Here is a 17,988-nt window from a genome sequence, read left to right as displayed (position 1 = left end):
ATTTTGTTGTAGTCCGGGAGGAACGAATGTTCAAAATTTCATCGGAGAAACTTTTGCAAGCCTGTGGAGGCCAGTATCGACTTCTGGAGATGGCGTTTCAGCGGATGCATCAACTGAACAATGGCATGCCGCCACTTGTGAAGCCGGCTTCAAAGAAGAATTCCACGATAGCGCTTCAGGAGATAGCCGAAGGGAAAGTGTGGATTGCCGATAAGAAGGCCAAACCCGATGAAGAGGCTGGATAGCAAGTCCATCGTGCTGGGCGTATGCGGCGGCATTGCCGCATATAAAGCCTGTGATCTTGCGAGCAAGTTTAGCCAGGCGGGGGCGGAGGTGACGGTTATCATGACGGCGGCGGCCCAGCAATTCGTCACGCCTCTCACGTTTCAATCGCTCACGCATCGCCCGGTGATAACGAGCCTGTTTTCTCCGATCGAGGAATGGGAGATCGAGCACATTGCGGTCGCGCATCGGGCTTCTTTGGGGATTATCGCGCCGGCCACGGCGAATGTTATCGGGAAGATTGCCGGCGGAATAGCCGATGACTTCCTTACGACATTTGTCCTGGCTACTCGAGCGCCGATCGTGGTATGTCCCGCGATGAACTGTGAGATGTACGCAAACAGCGTCGTCCAGGAAAATCTCGGCCGGCTGCGGGCGCGGGGATTCCACATTGTGGAGCCGGAAGAAGGGGCGCTTGCGTGCGGCGATACGGGCAAGGGCCGGCTCGCGGGGGTGGAGACGATCATCGAACGCGCCCTGTCGCTGCTTGGCAAGCCCGGCGATTTTGAGAAGATCAAGGTACTTATTACCGCAGGTCCCACACACGAGCCGATCGATCCCGTCCGCTATATTACCAATCCGTCAACCGGCAAAATGGGGTACGCTCTCGCGCAGGCCGCGCAGGAACGCGGAGCCGAAGTTGTCCTGGTTTCGGGGCCGACTAATTTGACGGCGCCGGCGGGCGTGGAGGTGGTGAACGTGACAACGGCGAAGGAGATGGCTCGAGCGGTGAAACAGAAGAGCGCCGGCTGCCGCGTCATCATTGGGGCTGCGGCCGTTTCGGATTATACTCCCGAGCGTTTTGTTGATCAGAAGATCAAGAAAACGGATGAAGCGATGACGATAAGCTTGAAACCAACTACAGATATTATCGCGGACTTGGGAAGGAGAAAGAGCGGGCAAGTGCTGGTGGGCTTTTCAGTCGAGACCCGCGACCTGATACAGAACTCGAAGGAGAAATTGAAAAGAAAGAATTTGGATTTGATTGTGTGCAACGACGTCACCCAGCCGGGAGCAGGTTTCGCAACGGACACGAACATCGTCACCATTCTGGACTCGAACGGCGCAACCGAACAACTGCCGAAGCTGTCGAAACTTGAAACCGCACACAAGATTCTTGATAGAGTTCGCTTGCTCCTCTAAGGGCCACACAGCTCTTACCGTATTATGGATGAAAAAAAGGCTTCCCTCCTTCCGCTCCTATTTCTGAGCGCCGCAGCCGTTTGCACAATCTACCTTTTCTCTCGCTATTCCGGAAACAGCCTCAATTACAATGAGAGCCACAACCTCATATATGCCGCCTCACGGACTCCGATTCAACTGCTGAAAATCGACGACATGCACCCGCCGGGCTTCTATCTTTTCATGCGCTACTGGCAGAAAGCGGCGGGAAAGAGCGAGATTTTTCTCCGGTTTCCTTCGTTGATCTTTTCGCTGGTGTCTATTCTGCTCGTGTATAAGGCGGGCAGGAGCTTATTTGATGCCAATACGGGCGCTCTTGCCGCTCTTCTGTTTGCCGTCACACGATTGAACGTGCAAGCCGCAAACTCAATTCGCCCGTATGCACTCATGACGCTGTTATTTCTGATGTCTCTGGTTTCTTTTCTGGAAATCATTCGGGACAACAGGACCCGAAGTCATCTGTTAAATTCTGCCGCGATCCTTGGGGCTTTTTTCCTACATTATTACGCCATATTTTTTGCGATGTGCCAGTTGTTATACCTTTTAATCGATTTTCGCAGCCGGCGGCCTCAGCTTAACAAGTGGTTGATCTTCCAAGGCGCTGCAGCAATCCTCTTCCTGCCTTTCGCGTACATTGCAGCCACTCATCAACTACGGATGGTGAACCCGAGCGGGGGCGCCGATATCCTCTCGTTCTCGAATTTCGTTCGACTGCTTTATTCGATGAGTCCGCTCTCGCAAAAGTATTCACCCCATATTTCGGCGATAATGTTCGGCGTCGCCGCTTGTTTTACCGCGCTTGCGGCGTTCGGGCTGCTTCCATTACGGCAGAACAAGCTGTTGCTTTTGGTGCTCGCCACACCAATGCTCGTGGTAGCGATTTTGTCGAACGCGGCGGGATTGAAGTTTTTTCAGCCCTACCACTTCACCTACCTGCTCCCGGCCTTTGTGTTAGCGGTTGCGCACGCGCTGCTCAAGTTCGGGAAAACCGGATACGTAATTGGCGCCGGCGTCGCACTGGCGGCGCTGATGATTCCGCTGCAGACGCCTATACCTGATTGGAAAGCCTGCAGCGAGTATCTGCAGACACATATGCATCCGGGTGATAAGGTTCTTATTTGTCCGGACCTGAATGACGCCCTCCTTTATTACTGGCCTGACGCGCAGATCATTCCCATTTCAGGAGTGAGTCGTGACACAGATGAGCCGCGGCGGGTCTGGCTTGTCCTCGTTTATAAGGACATCTATTATACGGTCAGCGCCAAGGATGCACTGCTGGACTGGTTTCGATATCTGAATTTCTCCGACGAGCCGATCGAGGCTGGAATAAAGAATGTGGATATTATTGTTTTAACCCGGGGAGCGGGAAACTCGCTCTTTCAGTCATCCTCCGCCACGACGGAGGGGAGAAAAGGGATTGTCGAACCTGAGGGGGGCTGAAGCTGCAAGCGCACGGGTAAAAGAGAAGACGCCCGACGCATGTCTTTATCGGCTGTTTGCTGGCAACCGTATGACAGCGTCAGGCGCGGACTAAGTTCAGCTTTGGGTGGCGTCGGGTTCCGGCGTTTTCTTTACGCCGAGCGAGGCAAGACGTTCTTGCGCATAGTCGGCCCAGAGGCTGTCGGGGAGCAATTCCGAAACACTCTCATATGCTTCTATTGCGTCCTGCACGTTCCCCATTCGTTCATGGCACAGGCCCAGCCGGTACCTTGCTCTTGTTGCCGCCGGGTGGGACGGATATTTTTTCTTTACGCGCTCATATTCGTTTATTGCTTCTGCCCATAGGCCGAGAGATTCGAGGCTATAACCGGCCGCTTCCAAAGCCGCGGGTGCGGCCGGATGGTTGGGATGGTTTTTGGCAAAATTGAAAAATTCCCTACGGGCTTCCTCATACTTTCTCTGGTTATACAGGAAATTCGCCCGTTGGTATTTCGCCAGCACGGCAGCCGGTGTTCCCGCATAATCTTCAGAAACGTTCAGCAGCCCCTGTTCTTTTTCATTATCTTTGAGCCCCTCGGCCCGATAGAGCGCGAGTGAAGCCTCCGAAGCGAGGCGATTTGCGCGTATATGTCGATAGTACCCCAACGCGAACAGGGCCAAAAGGGCGAAGATTCCGATGGCAAGTTCGAGACGACGGCGCACAATGAAGTCAGTAACGCGCGCTATCGTGGTGTATATTTTGTCTTCTTTCAGGTCTTTTCGTGTTACTTTGGGCCCCGCCATTCGTTACCTCAGGCTGACTGGAGGCGCCGCCTCCGTGGATTTTGGGAAGAAAGACGCATCGATAAAGGAGCTTCGGCTGCCTTTCGGGCTGATCAGGATAGTTGCCGTTTTGTCCGTCTTATCATAGTAGAGGGTAATGGTATCATGCTCGGCGATATTGAGCAGTTTCCATCCATATCGCGGCATTTCGTCGATATAGAATTGTGCAACGGATGTAAGCGGCTGTTTTCCGACGTAGCGGATTTTTCCGACATCGAGGAGCGGGTTCTGGAAAACAAATGTGCCTTCCCGCACGATCTCGAATCCTGCCGGAACAGGGATGTCGGAGATGCGGAAATCGGGAGCCAGCGGGATCCCCGTTGAAAGCTCGGTGGCGGCTTCCGGTTCAGGCGCGCGAGACGTTGTTGCGCAGCCCATTGCGACAACGGCGAGAAGAGCAAAAATCGCCACAGCCATTTTCATTCTCATCTTCAGCCTCCTAGCCTAAGATTTTGCCCATAAGCCTGTTAACGAGCAGCCGAGAGTTTTCGGCCGTCTTTTTCAGATAATCCGCATCCAATCCTGCACCCAAGATTACGTGTTCTCGCATATGCGGAGTCATGAGATCCCCCGGCGAATGAGAATCTGTATTAACAACAAGGATCGCTCCCGCCTCGCGCGCGAGGCCGGCCACATGACCGTTTGTCATCCCATGCATTTTTCGCGTTGTTAACTCGAGCGCCACTCCTTTGTCGCGGGCAAGCTCGACCTCTTCCCTGGTGATCAACCCTGGATGCGCCAGAATATCGGCTCCCCCCTCGATAGCCGCTCGATTCGTTCCCTTGGGCACCGGCTCGACAACAGTTTCGCCGTGAACGACGATAAGCCGCGCACCCAGCATACGAGCCTCCTCGATCAGGTCCCGGATCGCGGAAGGGCGCACGTGAGTCAGTTCGACTCCCGGCACAATGCAAATAGGCGAAGCGAGGGTGGAATTGAATTCGCCGGCTATTTTATTTGCCGATTCAACCAGGAATTTCAGATTGGATTGATCAGCGTGATCGGTTATGGCCATAGCGCTATAGCCGGCGGCGATGCATCTCTGCACAAGTTCCGAAGGCAGCAGATCTCCATCGCTGAGGAATGTGTGCATGTGGAGGTCGATCAGCAATTCTTGTGGCTTCATTGTCTGTTGTACCCAAGCTATTGCGCTGATTATACCATGAGGGGTTGGAATAGTCAAAGGCGCAGAGTCTTGTTTACCGGCCCGAGTGGGGCGGGCGGGAAAATCTTTCCTACTGCCAAAAAGCGTTAATCGTGTGGTTCCAGTTCAGCTTCGATCATTTTGCTGAGTTCGTCCAGACTGCGCTGTTCCAAACGTTTCCCATTGACGAAGACAGTGGGTGTTCCCCGAACATCGGCCAGTTGTCCTTCACGGATGTCCCTCGAGATAATTTCTTGAAGAGCCGGATCTTTCAGGTCGGCCTTAAATGTTTCCAAATCCAGTTCCAGTCCCTGCGCTATTTCCTCGATCTTGGCTTCATTCAGGAGGTGCTGGTTTTCAAATAACTTGTCGTGGAATTCCGGAAATTTCCGCTGGCGCTCGGCGGCGAGAGCGGCCGCTGCCGCCAGCCGAGCCGCTTTATGCATCTGGAGCGGGAAATTTTTGTAGACGACGCTGACCTGGCCCGGAAATTTTTCCATTATTTGGGTGAGCAGACCGCCGACATTCTTGCAATAGGGGCACTGGTAATCGTTGAATACCACGACAGTGACCGCAGCATCGGGCGTCCCGAAACGAGGGAGATCCTCGACGGAAAAATCATACACTGCTTGCAGACGAATTAATTTCATTTTTCTTATTGAGGTGCTGAATAGGGCTATCTGCTCATCGCGGGTGATTTCGATCATGTCGAATCCTTCATCGACGGAAATGCGCTCCTCTATTTTTTGCGCGGCGAGGGAATACAGAAGGATTTCGCCCGGTAAGAGGATGCAGAGCCGTTTGCCGTCGGGCGATGCCGCCACATCCAGCGGCGGATACTCCAGTTCAAGGCGTTCAACAATTTCCCATTCAATGTGTTTTGAAAAGTCAGCGTCCGCCGACGGGGTAAAAAGCAAGACCGAGAAGAGAACCAGCAAGACCATGAACTCTCTGCTTTGGGATTCGTACCGACCGATTCTTTTCATTTTCATTTTCCCTTTCCTTTTTGCAGATATTGGCTGGTAAATCATATCTAAACGAGATTCTCCGGTCAACAGATACTTGAAAAGTCCGGTAAAAAAATTATTGCCGGATTTTTCATGGATCGATGCGGCTTTTTTCCGTCTCACTGTATAATTGGGACCATTTTGTAAATCAGCAAGTTCTTATGATATCATAAAAAGGACCCCATGGCGCCATGAAAGCCCAATCAAAGCGAAAATGGCGACAAAATGACCCGGTGAAGAGGTCGGTCGCTTTTGAATGCGCTATTTGCATGGCGTGCACTGGAACTTTTTTCTGAGGCGGGATGTTGCTCCGCGTGTGATATGGATAATCAATTAAGTACCGTTACTCCCGCCGGCGGGAACCAAAGCGATGGCAGGCCTGCCGGTTTATTGGCTTTTTGGAGTCGTTTAGGGCTTCGCTCCCGGATCCTCATTACACTGGGAGGCCTTGTTGTTATCACGGCCGCAGGCGGCATTGTAATGATCTGGTACACTTACCGGATGGAAAAGCTGCTGATGAGCGTGCTGGAGGAAAACGTGGCGTCTCTTCAAGTAGCGAAGGGGCTGGAAACGGCTCTTTTGAATCAAAGAGGCTATGTCTCATACTATCTGCTTGAGAAGAATCCGGATTGGCTGAAAGAACTTGGACGGTCTCGCCAGGACTTTGACGAGCGGATGCGTGAGGCTCGGGCGCTGGAATGCGTTGGCGGTCATGCGCAGATCCTTGACAAGATCGAGGCGGAATACCGGACGTATATCGATGGAAAGGATGAAACCATTACTTTATATTTATCGGGGCATCGTGAAGAGGGAGAGAAGCTCCACCGGGATTTGAGGCAAAAGTTTTCTAAAGTTCTCGAATTGTGCGGCGAGTATAACGAGATGCACAACCGGGAAATACATGAGATGTGGTTGAGGGGGCAGGCTCAAGCGCGCGGACTTCGCGGGATAGCCGCTGCGGCTGTATCGGCGGCGGTTCTGATCGGCGGTTTCCTTTCCTTTGTTCTGGTGGTGCAGATACTTGATCCAATCCGACGGCTGGCGATCCAGACGAGCGGCAAAAACGGGTCCGATAGATCGCTTGATGAGGTGGCTGCATTGAAGAGCGGCGTTCGAGGTTTGATGGAGGACGTCGACCAGACTCATCTGGAACTGGAGCGCAGCCGCACTCGGCTGCTGCAGTCGGAGCGGATGGCTCTGGTAGGAAAGCTGGCTGCGGAAGCGGCTCACAGTATTCGCAATCCGATGACGTCAATAAAGATGCGATTGTTCTCTCTGCAGCGGTCGATTGGTCCCGCGGTCGCGCGGGACGATTTCGACGTTATCTCTGAGGAGCTGCGTCATCTGGACAACATTGTCAGGAATTTTCTGGAGTTTTCGAGGCCGCCGAAGCTGAAGGTGCAGAAGGTGGACGTATCTGATGCGGTGGATTCGGTCCTTCAACTGCTGGAAAAGCGACTGGAGCGCCATGGGGTGAAGCTGGAGCGAGAGCGGCGCAATAGTATTCCTTGTATCGATGCCGACCCGGAGTTGCTTAAGGAAGTCATGGTGAATCTGATCGTAAATGCATGTGATGCGATGGGGGAGGGCGGCAAGATATTGATTACGGAGGAAGAGGGACTGGCGGAGGAGATTGGGAGGGTGGCGCTTATCCAGATAGCCGATACCGGTCCTGGAATTCCTGAATCGATCCGCGACAAGATCTTTCAGCCGTTCTTCACGACCAAAGAGGAAGGAACGGGACTGGGTCTTTCCATCGCCGCCAGGATTGTCGAGGAACATGGCGGGCGGTTGACGGTGCGGTCTGAAGAGAATCTGGGGGCCACCTTTATCATCGCTCTCCCCATCAAAGAGGAACCGGCATGAGTTCGATTCTGATTGTTGAAGACGATGTGCAACTGCGGCAGAGTTTTGACAAGCTGTTGCAGGAAGAAGGCTATTTGGTCAGAACGGCATCCTCCGGAGAAGAAGGTATCGAGGCGCTCAAGCAGTTCGTTCCCGACCTGCTCATCATGGACGTGCGCCTGCCCGGCATGAGCGGAATGGAAGCTTTCCAGGCGATCCGCAAGATCGACTCCAAGCTCCCGGTTATTATCATGACAGCTTTCGGCACGACCGACACGGCGATTGAGGCGACCAAGTTGGGCGCCTTCGATTACGTCCTCAAGCCGTTCGACATTCCCGATATCCTCAGTCTCATCGAGCAGGCGATTGAGGCGGGCAGGTTCATGCGCTCGCGCGTTGAAATGGATTCGGTCCCGGATACGGCGGCGCCTGAAGCCATAATCGGGCGATCTCCCGCGATGCAGGAAATCTACAAGGCCATAGGGCGGGTTGCCCCGACCGATGCGACCGTCCTGATTCGCGGGGAATCCGGAACGGGCAAGGAACTGGTTGCGCGGGCATTGTATCAGCACAGCCTGCGCGCCGACAAGCCGTTCACGGTAATCAATTGCGTCGCGATACCGGAGACATTGCTCGAGAGCGAGTTATTCGGGTATGAGAAGGGGACGTTCACCGGCGCCGTAGCCCGGCGGATCGGGAAGATCGAGCAGGCAAACGGGGGGACGATCTTTCTCGATGAGATCGGGGATATGCCCCTGAGCATTCAGGCGAAAATCCTGCGCTTGCTTCAGGAGAAGAATATCGAGCGGTTGGGCGGTCGGGAGCCGATCCCGGTGGACGTGCGTATCTTGGCGGCGACCAACCGCAATCTTGAGGCCGCCCTTTCAGAAGGCCGATTCCGCGAGGATTTGTACTATCGCTTGAAGGTGGTCACGATTGAGATTCCCCCGCTTCGGAGCCGCAAGGGCGACACTCGGCTGCTTTGCCATTATTTCCTGACCCGTTTCGCAACGGAAATGGGGATGGAGAGTCCCGGCATCACAAATGAAGCGTTGTCGATGGTGGAAAATCATCCGTGGCACGGCAATGTGCGTGAGCTGGCAAACACGCTCCAGAAGGCGCTGATTTTCAGTCGCGGCTATCCGATCCGGCCGGAGGATATCTCACAGGCGGTCCATAATGATGCGGCTAAGGACGTTGTCGCCAACAGGAATATAGAAGAGAGCATCCGCCAATGGGTGCGCGGCAGCATAATGGCCGGAGGACGGAATAATCTTTTCTCGTCTCTCATAGATCATTTCACCGAACTCCTGATAACGGAGGCGCTGAATCTGACGCATGGGAACCGGACGAAAGCCGCCAAGCTTCTGGGCATCTCGCGACCCACCCTCCACGCCAAGATGGAAAAGTGCAACTTGACTGAGTCCTCCGAACAGCCTCAGGAATAACAACATCTCGGGGTTCCCTTGTCAGAATTCCTTACAGTTGTAAAATCCTTCGTCAGCAATCACTCCTTCTCCGGATGATCCCACAGCATTCGGGACGCAAAAAAACCCCGTAATTTCCGCAAATTTTGCTTTTCCTTCTTTTCTTCTTCACTCGGCATATCGATTGCAGATAGGTAACTGAAAGTATGGAGCAGGTTCCCGCCTATCCATACAGCAGGAAACCAATGACCCGGCGAAAAGAGGAAGGGGCGGTTAAGTACAAACCGCAGATGCCACCTCTGTGGCCGGGCTCGAGGAGCGAAATGCATAAGAGCGCCGAGACCATGGAGCCAACGGAGAGGCCCAGATCTCCCAGGACGATCCCGCCGCTTCCCCGGGTCGGAATGCGGGAATACTACCGCCGACTGCGCCACCGATTGTCCGTGGGCTTGCTGATCGCGTTCCTGACGCCCCTCGCAATTCTTTCTCTTTACTTCCATTTTCAGTTCAATGTGACGCTGAAGGAAAGCGGGAAGCTGCATCTGACAACATTGGCCGAAACCCAGCGCAACACGATCGACCTCTTCCTGCAGGAGCGGGTGGTCAATATATTCAATCTCTTTCATGGCAGCTACCTGGATTTTCCTCCCGCCCAGGAAGACATGGGCAAGGCGTTGCAGCAGCTTCTTGAAATGAGCGATGCATTTGTGGATGTCGGTTTCCTCAATGAAAGGGGGACGCAGATCGGCTATGCCGGACCTTACTCGTATCTGCGGGGGAAAGACTACAGCAAGGAAGCATGGTATCAGACACTGATGAGTCAGAATCAGAACTACTACATCAGCGACATTTATCTTGGATTCCGCCAGAAGCCTCACTTTACGATTGCGGTAAAACAGATGGTGGAAGGCCGTGCTTACGTGGTTCGGGCGACCCTGGACCCCGACAAGTTTTACCGCTTCATACGGACGATTGGTCAGGGGAAAGTGGCGAATTCGGCTCTCATTAATCGGGAAGGGAAGTACCAGGTGGTCGATCCAGGCGAGGGCGGCCTGCTTGGAATCAGCCCGTACATGCCGCCGAAAGGCAGCGGTTCGGGCGCGAACGAAGTTGCTTCGAACGGCGACCCGCAGCTATTCGCCTATTCCTGGTTGAAGGAGGCGCCCTGGGTGTTAGTTGTCCGTCAGCCGCTCAAAGTGGCTTACGCCGATATGTATCGCGTTCGCCGGATCATGATCGCGGTCACCGGCCTCTTTGTGGTCGTGCTGGCGACGATCACGTGGGCGGCTACAAACAGGCTGCTGCGCCGGGCGCAGGCAACTGACGAATCCCGCAAGGAACTGAAATCACAGCTTTTCCATGCGGCCAAACTGGTGGCTGTCGGGGAGCTTGCCGGCGGCGTCGCGCATGAAATCAATAATCCACTCGCCATCATCTCCTCGGAATGCGGGGTGATCCGGGACCTGCTCGATCCCCAGTTCGGTCTGGAGTGTACGCCGGAGAAGATCAGGCAGGAACTTGACTATATTGACGAAGCTGTGTTTCGCGCGCGCGATATCACTCAGAAATTGCTCAATTTCGTGAGAAAAAGCGAGCCGCGCCTGGCGCCGACGGATATAAACCGACTGCTTGAGGAAGTGATTTGCGGATTGAAGGAGCGCGAATTATCGGTGTCCGATATTCAGGTGGTGCGAGACTTTGATCCTTTGTTGCCGAAGCTGAAGGTCGACCCGGATCAGATGCGCCAGGTGTTCCTCAACATCATCAATAATGCGGGCGATGCGATCGTGAATTCAGGCACTATCACGCTGGCGACCCGCCTCAATGAAAACGATGTACGAATAAGCATTACCGACACGGGCAAGGGAATGACCTCGGATCAGATGTCCAGGATATTCAATCCCTTCTACACGACGAAAGAGGTCGGAAAGGGGACCGGGCTTGGCTTGAGCATCAGTTTGAGCATAGTGCAGGCGATGGGGGGACAGATTGAAGTTCAGAGCATGCCGGGCGCCGGAAGTTGTTTCACTGTTGTGCTCCCATTGAACTCAGCGGAGGAGAGTTAATTATGGCCACACAAGCAACGTCTGCCGTCACCGACGGCGTGGCACGGGTGTTACTCGTTGATGACGAGGAAAAATTCCGTGTCGCAATGAAAAAGCAGCTTGAGGTCCGCGAATACAAGGTCTGGGATGTCGACAATGGCGAGGACGCTATCAAGATAGTCCGCCACAAAAACCCGGAGGTGGTCATCCTCGACCAGAAAATGCCGAAGATGGACGGCATCCAGACCCTGAAGGAGATCAAGAAAATCAGGCCCGAGGTGCAGGTGATCATGCTGACTGGATTTGGCAGCACTGAATCGGCGCGTCTTACCGGCAAATATGACGTGTTTCATTACATGCAGAAGCCGTGCGTGCTCAATGATCTGGTCGAGGTGATCGAGGCGGCCCGGAAAGAGCGGGTGTACGCGATGGCGCGGCACGAAATTCCGCACATCAAGCGGGGCAGCCTGAGGCGCTGGCTGATTGGAGCACATAATGCGCGGCCGATGTACATCATCCTGGGGCTGTTGCTGTTCCTGGCGATCATAGCGACCCCGGCTCCACAAAAGCTTCTGACTCTCCTGAGCACGGAGAAACTTGAAAATCAGCCCCAGTCGATCATGGGCTACTCCGAATACAGGAAGATGAAAGCCGGCCAGACGATCACGGATTACTACAGCGAGAAAGCCGGTTACACGCACACGGTCACCCGTGAAGATGGAAAGAACGTGAAGGTCGGGTTAAGCCCGAAGCAGGCGGCTTTTCGGGCGCGCGTGATGATCGGGACGCTGGTGGTCGCGGCGCTTTTCTGGGCGACCGGCGCGATGCCGGTCGGGGTGACCGCACTTCTTGTGGGAATGCTGATGTACTTCTTCGGAGTTTTGCCGCCGGATCGGGTTGCCGCGGCCTATGCAAAAGATTCGGTCATATTCATCTTCGGAGTCCTTGCCGTGTCCGCCGCGATTGCGAAAACGGGACTCGACCGAAGAATCGGGCTGTTATTGCTGGGGACCAGCTCCTCACTGGCAAAGCTGGCGCTTATCTTCGCGCCGCTGCTGGCGGTATCGGCAGCGTTCCTCTCGGAGCACGCATTGGTTGCTTTCATCGCACCGATCTTCATCCTGGTGTACGGCGGCGCGGTACGGGCCGCAGGCATCAACAAGGATCGCAATCTGGCGGTGATGATGATCCTGATGTTGACCTTTGTCGCCAATGTGGGGGGGCCCGGCTCTCCTGCCGCCGGCGGGCGTAACGCGGTGATGCTTGGCATCCTGTCGGATTACGGGATCACGCTCCCATTCGCACAATGGGTGAAATATGGGCTGCCGACGGTTCCCGTGATGGCGCTGGTGATCAGCATGTACTTCTTCCTTCTGTTCCGGAAGAAGATCAAAGTGAAGAATCTGAATGTGGCCGCCGAGGTCCGCAAGGAATCCGAGAAGATAGGGAAAATGACGAAAAACGAGTACAGGACGGCGGCGGTTCTGGTCCTGTTAATCATCCTGTGGTCGACGGTTTCCAGCAAGTATGGAATGGGCGGTCCTGTACTGCTGTGTATTGTGCTATTGAATGTGCTCGGGATTTTGCGGTGGAGGGACATCAACCAGATTCACTGGGACGTTGTTGCTCTGTATGCCAGCGCGAGCGCAATGGGAGCGGGACTGGCATATACGGGCGCTGCCCTGTGGATGGCCGATGCATTTATCGGAGCGCTTCCCGAAGTGATGACGAGCGGTATCGGCCTGTGCGTGGCCACAAGCATCTTTTCAGGCGTGATCACGAATTTCATGAGCGACGGAGCGACGGTGGCGGCGATCGGGCCGATCACGGTTCCCATGGCGACGCTCTCCGGCACTTCCCCGATCATGGTCGGGTTGGCGACGGCTTTCGCTTCTTCTTTCGCGTTCATGCTCATCATTGGGACGCCGAACAATGCAATCGCGTACAGCATGGCAAAGGATCCGGAGACGGGCGAGCAGTTGGTGACCACGCAGGACTTTCTGATTCACGGGTCGGTCGTTCTGCTCCTGTCTTTCATCGTGCTGTGGGGATGGACCTTCTTCGGCTACTGGCGCTGGATGGGCTTCTAACGGGGCATGGAGGAAAAAATGCAAAACGACAAAATCAACCTCTTGATCGTCGACGATGAAGAGCGCTTTCTTGAATCGACCAAGAAGAGACTCGAAGTGAGGGATTTCAACGTCATCACTGTCAACCGGGGGGAAAAGGCGCTTGAGGCGGCCAGGAAGCACCCGATCGATGTGGCGCTGGTCGATTTGAAGATGCCCGGAATGGACGGGGAACAGACGCTCGAGGCGCTGAAGAAGGAACATAAGTGGATGGAGGTTATCATCCTCACCGGTCACGGCTCGACCGAATCGGCGGTTGAATGCACGAAGAAAGGGGCCTATTTTTACCTCCAGAAACCGTGCGAACTCGAGCGACTCCTATCCGTGTTGACCGATGCCTATAAGCGTCGCGTCATGAACAAAAATAAGATCAAAGAAGAGCGGATGGATGCGATTCTCGACATGGCCGACTCGAGTTCTCCGCTGGCCATCCTGCGGCGCATCAAGCAGTTGGACCAAGAGGGAAAATGAACTCCATTATCGAAAAAACGGTCAATTTCGAGAATACCAGGCGGATGATCCTGCTGCGGGTGCTGCTGGTTCCATTCGTGGCGGTCATGCTGGTTTTTGGAACGCTCATCTACTATTTCGCGACCAATCTGAGCGGTCAGGTGAGTGCCAGGCTGGCGTATCTGGCCGAAGGTCAACGAAACCTGGTCGAACAGTTTCTGCTCGAGCGCTCGGCGGACCTGAGGTACGTTGCTGCCTCGAGTAGTCTTTCGGAGCTCAGCGGAAACGGCAACATCAAGGCGGAATTCGAGCGTCTGCAGAACCTGTCGCGCGGCTTCCTGGATTTGGGCGTCTTCGACGCGGAGGGGAATCATGTCGCCTACGTCGGCCCGTATGATCTGGAGGGGAAGAATTACGCTCAGGCCGAGTGGTTTAAGCGGGTCCAGAACGAAGAGATATTTATCTCGGACGTGTTTCTCGGCTATCGCAATATCCCTCATTTCGTCATCGCGGTCCGGAGGTTCGAGGGTGAGCGCCCCTGGTATATCCGGGCGACAATCGACACATTCTTCTTCAACGATCTGGTTGAGAACGTCCGGATTGGCAAGACCGGCGAGGCGTATCTGGTCAATCGGAATGGTATATTTCAGACCAGGCGCCGATCGGGCGGGAACCTGATGGAGGACGATCCTGATTATATCGCTTATCAGGTCAACCAGAAGCAAACCACTTCGTTTGCCGCTGATGACCGCGCGGGCGCGCGCCACCTGTATGCCGTCAGCAGGCTGGAGCCGACCGGGTGGCTGCTCGTGGTGCGCCAGGAGATCGGCGATGCTTATGCGCCGCTGTTGCGAGCCGTTCTCATAGCTGTTGGGATCATTCTTGCCGGCGGGGTCGCCGTCGTGACGATGGGGTTTTTTCTCGCAACCGGCGTTTCTCAGCAGTTGACCATGGCGGACATGGAAAAGAAGCGGATGGGAAGCCAGCTCATCATGGCGGGCAAGCTGGCCGAGGTTGGCGAAATGAGCGCGGGAGTCGCCCATGAAATAAACAATCCGCTCCAGGTGATGAAATCCGAAGAGATGCTGATGAAGGACATTTTGGCGGATATCGAAGCGAACGGACCCGATCAGGCGGAAAACTTTCGGATGCTGCGCAATTCGATAGACCAGATGGGTGCGCAGATTGACCGATGCGGAAGGATCACACAGGGGCTCCTGAAGTTTGCGCGGGAATCCCAAACAAATATTCAGGCAGTGGACATTAAGACGTTGCTGCCGGAGGTCATTGCATTGGTCGAGCGCAGGGCGCACGTGGAGAATGTGAACATTTTGCAAGAGGTGCAGAGCGATCTGCCTCCCATCAAAAGCGACCCGGGCCAACTCCAGCAGGTGTTTCTGAATCTTATCAATAATGCGATGTATGCGGTAAGCAAAATGGCGGACAGCGGCGAGATCCGCCTGACTGCCGCGCAGGAAGGAGAAGACGTGATCATCTCGGTGCAAGACAACGGGTGCGGAATCTTGCCTGAGCACATTGAAAAGATATTTCTGCCGTTCTTCACGACAAAGCCGGTCGGGCAAGGCACCGGACTGGGGCTCAGCACGTGCTACGGCATAATCGAACGCCTTGGAGGAGACATTTCGGTGAGCAGTGAAGTGAACGTTGGCTCGACCTTTACGGTCCGCCTCCCGATCTCGGGGTCGCCGGGGGGGAAGACCAGGAGCTGGTTAAACGCTCATGAGCAAGGAGGGATACCAAAATGAACTCGATAAATTTGTTACTGGTGGACGATGAGGAGCAGTTCCTTTCGACAGCGAAGAGGCTGATGGAAAAACGCGGTGTTAGCACATTCGTGTGCACCAACGGGTTTGACGCCATCAGGATTCTGAAGGAGCGGCGCATTGACGTTGTACTGCTCGATCTGAAGATGCCGGGAATCAATGGAGTCGAAGTGCTTCGAAAGATCAAGCAGAACCACCCCGACATTGAGGTCATTCTGCTGACCGGTCATGCCTCGGTCGAGTCGGCTGTGGAGGGACTGAAACTGGGGGCCTTCGACTATCTGATGAAACCGTCCACGATCCCCGACATTCTCGACAAGGTAAGGGACGCGTATGAGCGGAAAGTGGCAAAAGAGGAGAAAGCGCGGAAGAGCAAAGTTGAAAACATCATCCGCCATCCCATGGCCGTTTTTGACAAGGAAGAAGAATAACTCCTGACATTCCGGCGATACCATGAGGAGCGAACTATGACTGGTGGCAATAATGATATGAGAAGCGGCCTGCTTGCGAACGTGCTGGCCAGTTTTCCCTGGTCGTCAGCGCGACGGAAACGGATGGCCATTGAAAGGGAAGCACGCCCGGCGGAAAGAAAGAAAGCGACAGGCTACGACAAATATATTGACTGGAAGATATTTATCATTCCGCTGGCGCTGTTGTTTGGCATCATCTATATGCCTCCGACCAAAGGGATGATCGACGTAGGGACCGAATACAGCCTGGGCTCGAGCATGGTGATCGAGCATCTTGCTCTCCAGCATTTCAACAAATCGGGGGCCGACCTTGAGCAGTGGCAACTGCTTACCGCAAGAATCCAGGAGCAATCGATCCGCAATGCCGCGATGAAGCGCTCCGGATTTCTGAAGCGAGACGAGAAGTGGTGCAGGAGCTACGGGATTCCTGTGGACAAACAGAACCTGGCGAGAGCGAAGGCGTTTGTGGAAGCCTTGTCAGACGACGCTTATGCCGCTGTCATGGTATCGGCTGCGTCTCTGCGAACCGACGGATTGAATTATGACGATCTCACTCCTGCGCAGAAGAAGGTGGCCGACAAAGGAATCTGGAAGCTGAAGGTAGCGCTCGGGGTGATGGTATTCACCGTCGGATGCTTCGTCACCGCATGTATCCCGTTGCCGGCGGTGGCTTTCTTCATCGGAATAGCATTTACCTTCACCGGAGTGGTCTCGCGGGAGGACGTTGCATCGCTCTACTGGAGCGACGCGGTCTGGTTCATTCTGGGGAGCCTCATGTTTTCCGCCGCTTTCGTGAAAACGGGCGTTGACCGGCGCATCTGTCTGGCGCTCTTCAACAAGCTGGCGAAACCAAGCGTGGCGGCGATAACGTTTGTTCTCATTGCGGTGATAGCGCCCGCATCGTCTTTCATATCCGACCACGCGCTGGCGGCGATTTTCCTGCCGATTGCGATTATCCTGTTCAGGGGGAGCCAGAAGGAGGGTCACCCGCCGGATATGGAGCTGGCGAAGATGCTGATGATCACGGTGGCGATGGCCTGCAACATCGGCGGCTTCGGTGCCCCGAGCGGCGGCGCCAGAAACGTGATCATGATGACGTACTTGAACGATATGTTCGGGCTGGACATCGGCTACTTCACGTGGGTGACGTATGCGATGCCGTTTGTGGTCGTCATGATGCCGCTGACGTGGCTGGTCATCCGGTGGCGCTTCAAACCGAAGACGAGCGACCTGTCGGGCGCCATGACGTATTTGCAGCAAGATATCAGCCGGATGGGAAAATGGAATCGGCAGCAGATCGTAACACTGATCATCTTTGCCGTAATGGTGTGGCTGTGGTTTACCGAAAAAGAGTTTTATCAATTAGGCATTTATCCGGTCCGCCTGGGAATCGGCGTAGTTGCGATAGCGGGCGGGATAGCGTATATTCTGGCCGGAGTGGTCAACTGGCGCGATTATCAGGAGAAAGTGGACTGGGGTGTCGTATGGCTCTATGCAGGGGCTATAATATTCGGGAAAGTGCTGGATGAGGCTGGGGCGGCGTTTTATCTGGCGCGTTCCGCCGTTGAGGGGCTTGCCCAATTGGGCATGTCGTCGGGTCTCCCGCTCATCGCTCTGGCCGGCATTCTGACCGGCGGAATGACGCAGATCATGGCGGACGGGCCGGCCGCGGCCGCCGTTGGTCCGATTACACTGAACATGGCGGGCATCGTGCATCCGGGCACTTTCGTATTGCCGTTCATGGCGATGGTCACGGCCTGCGCCTCCAGCTTCGCCTATTGTTTGATCATTGGAACCCCGCCCAACGCCATCGTGTATGCGAGCGGGTATCTCGAGCCGAAGGATTACTTGCGTGTAGGGGTTATCCTGTGGGTGGTCGCAAATGTCGTGTTGCTGCTTATGGTTTCCTTTTACTGGATGATCCGAGGGTTCGGCGGCTTGCCGGGAATTTGAAGAGGGGA

General features: G+C 54.7%; 15 protein-coding genes. 11 read left to right on the top strand and 4 right to left on the bottom strand.

All coding sequences use genetic code 11. The annotated features are described in order from the left end of the window. Positions 1-26: 26 nt before the first annotated feature. The 3 genes from rpoZ to C4520_16300 are packed head-to-tail and all read left to right on the top strand — an operon-like array spanning position 27 to position 2,904. A complete protein-coding gene (gene rpoZ, locus C4520_16310; protein ID RJP17527.1) occupies positions 27-245 on the top strand; it encodes a DNA-directed RNA polymerase subunit omega in 219 nt (72 codons plus the stop codon). Beyond that, positions 229-1,425: a bifunctional phosphopantothenoylcysteine decarboxylase/phosphopantothenate--cysteine ligase CoaBC gene (gene coaBC / locus C4520_16305; GenBank protein RJP17526.1), complete on the top strand. Its 1,197-nt coding sequence runs from the start codon at positions 229-231 to the stop codon at positions 1,423-1,425. Before rpoZ ends, coaBC begins: the two co-directional genes overlap by 17 nt. Positions 1,426-1,449: 24 nt before the next feature. Beyond that, positions 1,450-2,904, top strand: a complete 1,455-nt coding sequence (locus C4520_16300) for a hypothetical protein (GenBank protein ID RJP17525.1) — start codon at positions 1,450-1,452, stop codon at positions 2,902-2,904. Between the two features lie 96 nt (positions 2,905-3,000). Here C4520_16300 and C4520_16295 read toward each other — a convergent pair whose 3' ends face one another. The 4 genes from C4520_16295 to C4520_16280 form a co-directional block, all read right to left on the bottom strand. Then, positions 3,001-3,687: a tetratricopeptide repeat protein gene (locus tag C4520_16295; GenBank protein ID RJP17524.1), complete on the bottom strand. Its 687-nt coding sequence runs from the start codon at positions 3,685-3,687 to the stop codon at positions 3,001-3,003. Between the two features lie 3 nt (positions 3,688-3,690). Beyond that, entirely contained in the window at positions 3,691-4,155 is a 465-nt protein-coding gene (locus tag C4520_16290) for a hypothetical protein (protein RJP17523.1), read from the bottom strand. Between the two features lie 10 nt (positions 4,156-4,165). Continuing rightward, positions 4,166-4,834 carry a histidinol phosphate phosphatase domain-containing protein gene (locus C4520_16285; GenBank protein ID RJP17574.1) on the bottom strand — a complete coding sequence of 223 codons (669 nt, stop codon included), beginning with the start codon at positions 4,832-4,834 and terminating at the stop codon, positions 4,166-4,168. A gap of 143 nt (positions 4,835-4,977) precedes the next feature. Continuing rightward, positions 4,978-6,000, bottom strand: coding sequence for a DsbA family protein (locus C4520_16280; protein ID RJP17522.1), 1,023 nt, complete (start codon positions 5,998-6,000; stop codon positions 4,978-4,980). A 198-nt stretch (positions 6,001-6,198) separates the two neighbouring features. Between C4520_16280 and C4520_16275 the strand changes: the two genes are divergently transcribed. The 8 genes from C4520_16275 to C4520_16240 all read left to right on the top strand — a co-directional run bounded on the left by C4520_16275 (position 6,199) and on the right by C4520_16240 (position 17,980). After that, on the top strand, positions 6,199-7,743 hold the full coding sequence (locus tag C4520_16275; protein RJP17521.1) for a histidine kinase: 1,545 nt from the start codon (positions 6,199-6,201) through the stop codon (positions 7,741-7,743). After that, positions 7,740-9,170, top strand: a complete 1,431-nt coding sequence (locus C4520_16270; GenBank protein ID RJP17520.1) for a sigma-54-dependent Fis family transcriptional regulator — start codon at positions 7,740-7,742, stop codon at positions 9,168-9,170. The genes C4520_16275 and C4520_16270 overlap by 4 nt, the downstream gene beginning before the upstream one ends. Before the next feature lie 185 nt (positions 9,171-9,355). After that, on the top strand, positions 9,356-11,215 hold the full coding sequence (locus C4520_16265; GenBank protein RJP17519.1) for a sensor histidine kinase: 1,860 nt from the start codon (positions 9,356-9,358) through the stop codon (positions 11,213-11,215). A 2-nt stretch (positions 11,216-11,217) separates the two neighbouring features. Further along, positions 11,218-13,284 carry a response regulator gene (locus C4520_16260; protein ID RJP17518.1) on the top strand — a complete coding sequence of 689 codons (2,067 nt, stop codon included), beginning with the start codon at positions 11,218-11,220 and terminating at the stop codon, positions 13,282-13,284. Positions 13,285-13,302: 18 nt separating this feature from the next. Next, positions 13,303-13,794: a response regulator gene (locus C4520_16255; GenBank protein RJP17517.1), complete on the top strand. Its 492-nt coding sequence runs from the start codon at positions 13,303-13,305 to the stop codon at positions 13,792-13,794. Further along, positions 13,791-15,539: a sensor histidine kinase gene (locus C4520_16250; protein RJP17516.1), complete on the top strand. Its 1,749-nt coding sequence runs from the start codon at positions 13,791-13,793 to the stop codon at positions 15,537-15,539. Before C4520_16255 ends, C4520_16250 begins: the two co-directional genes overlap by 4 nt. Next, a complete protein-coding gene (locus C4520_16245) occupies positions 15,536-15,988 on the top strand; it encodes a response regulator (GenBank protein ID RJP17515.1) in 453 nt (150 codons plus the stop codon). The genes C4520_16250 and C4520_16245 overlap by 4 nt, the downstream gene beginning before the upstream one ends. Positions 15,989-16,111: 123 nt before the next feature. Beyond that, entirely contained in the window at positions 16,112-17,980 is a 1,869-nt protein-coding gene (locus tag C4520_16240) for a DASS family sodium-coupled anion symporter (GenBank protein RJP17573.1), read from the top strand. Positions 17,981-17,988: the final 8 nt, after the last annotated feature.

The organism is Candidatus Abyssobacteria bacterium SURF_5 (assembly GCA_003598085.1).
GTDB lineage: Bacteria > Abyssobacteria > SURF-5 > SURF-5 > SURF-5 > SURF-5.
This window is presented reverse-complemented; position numbering and strand designations above follow the sequence as displayed.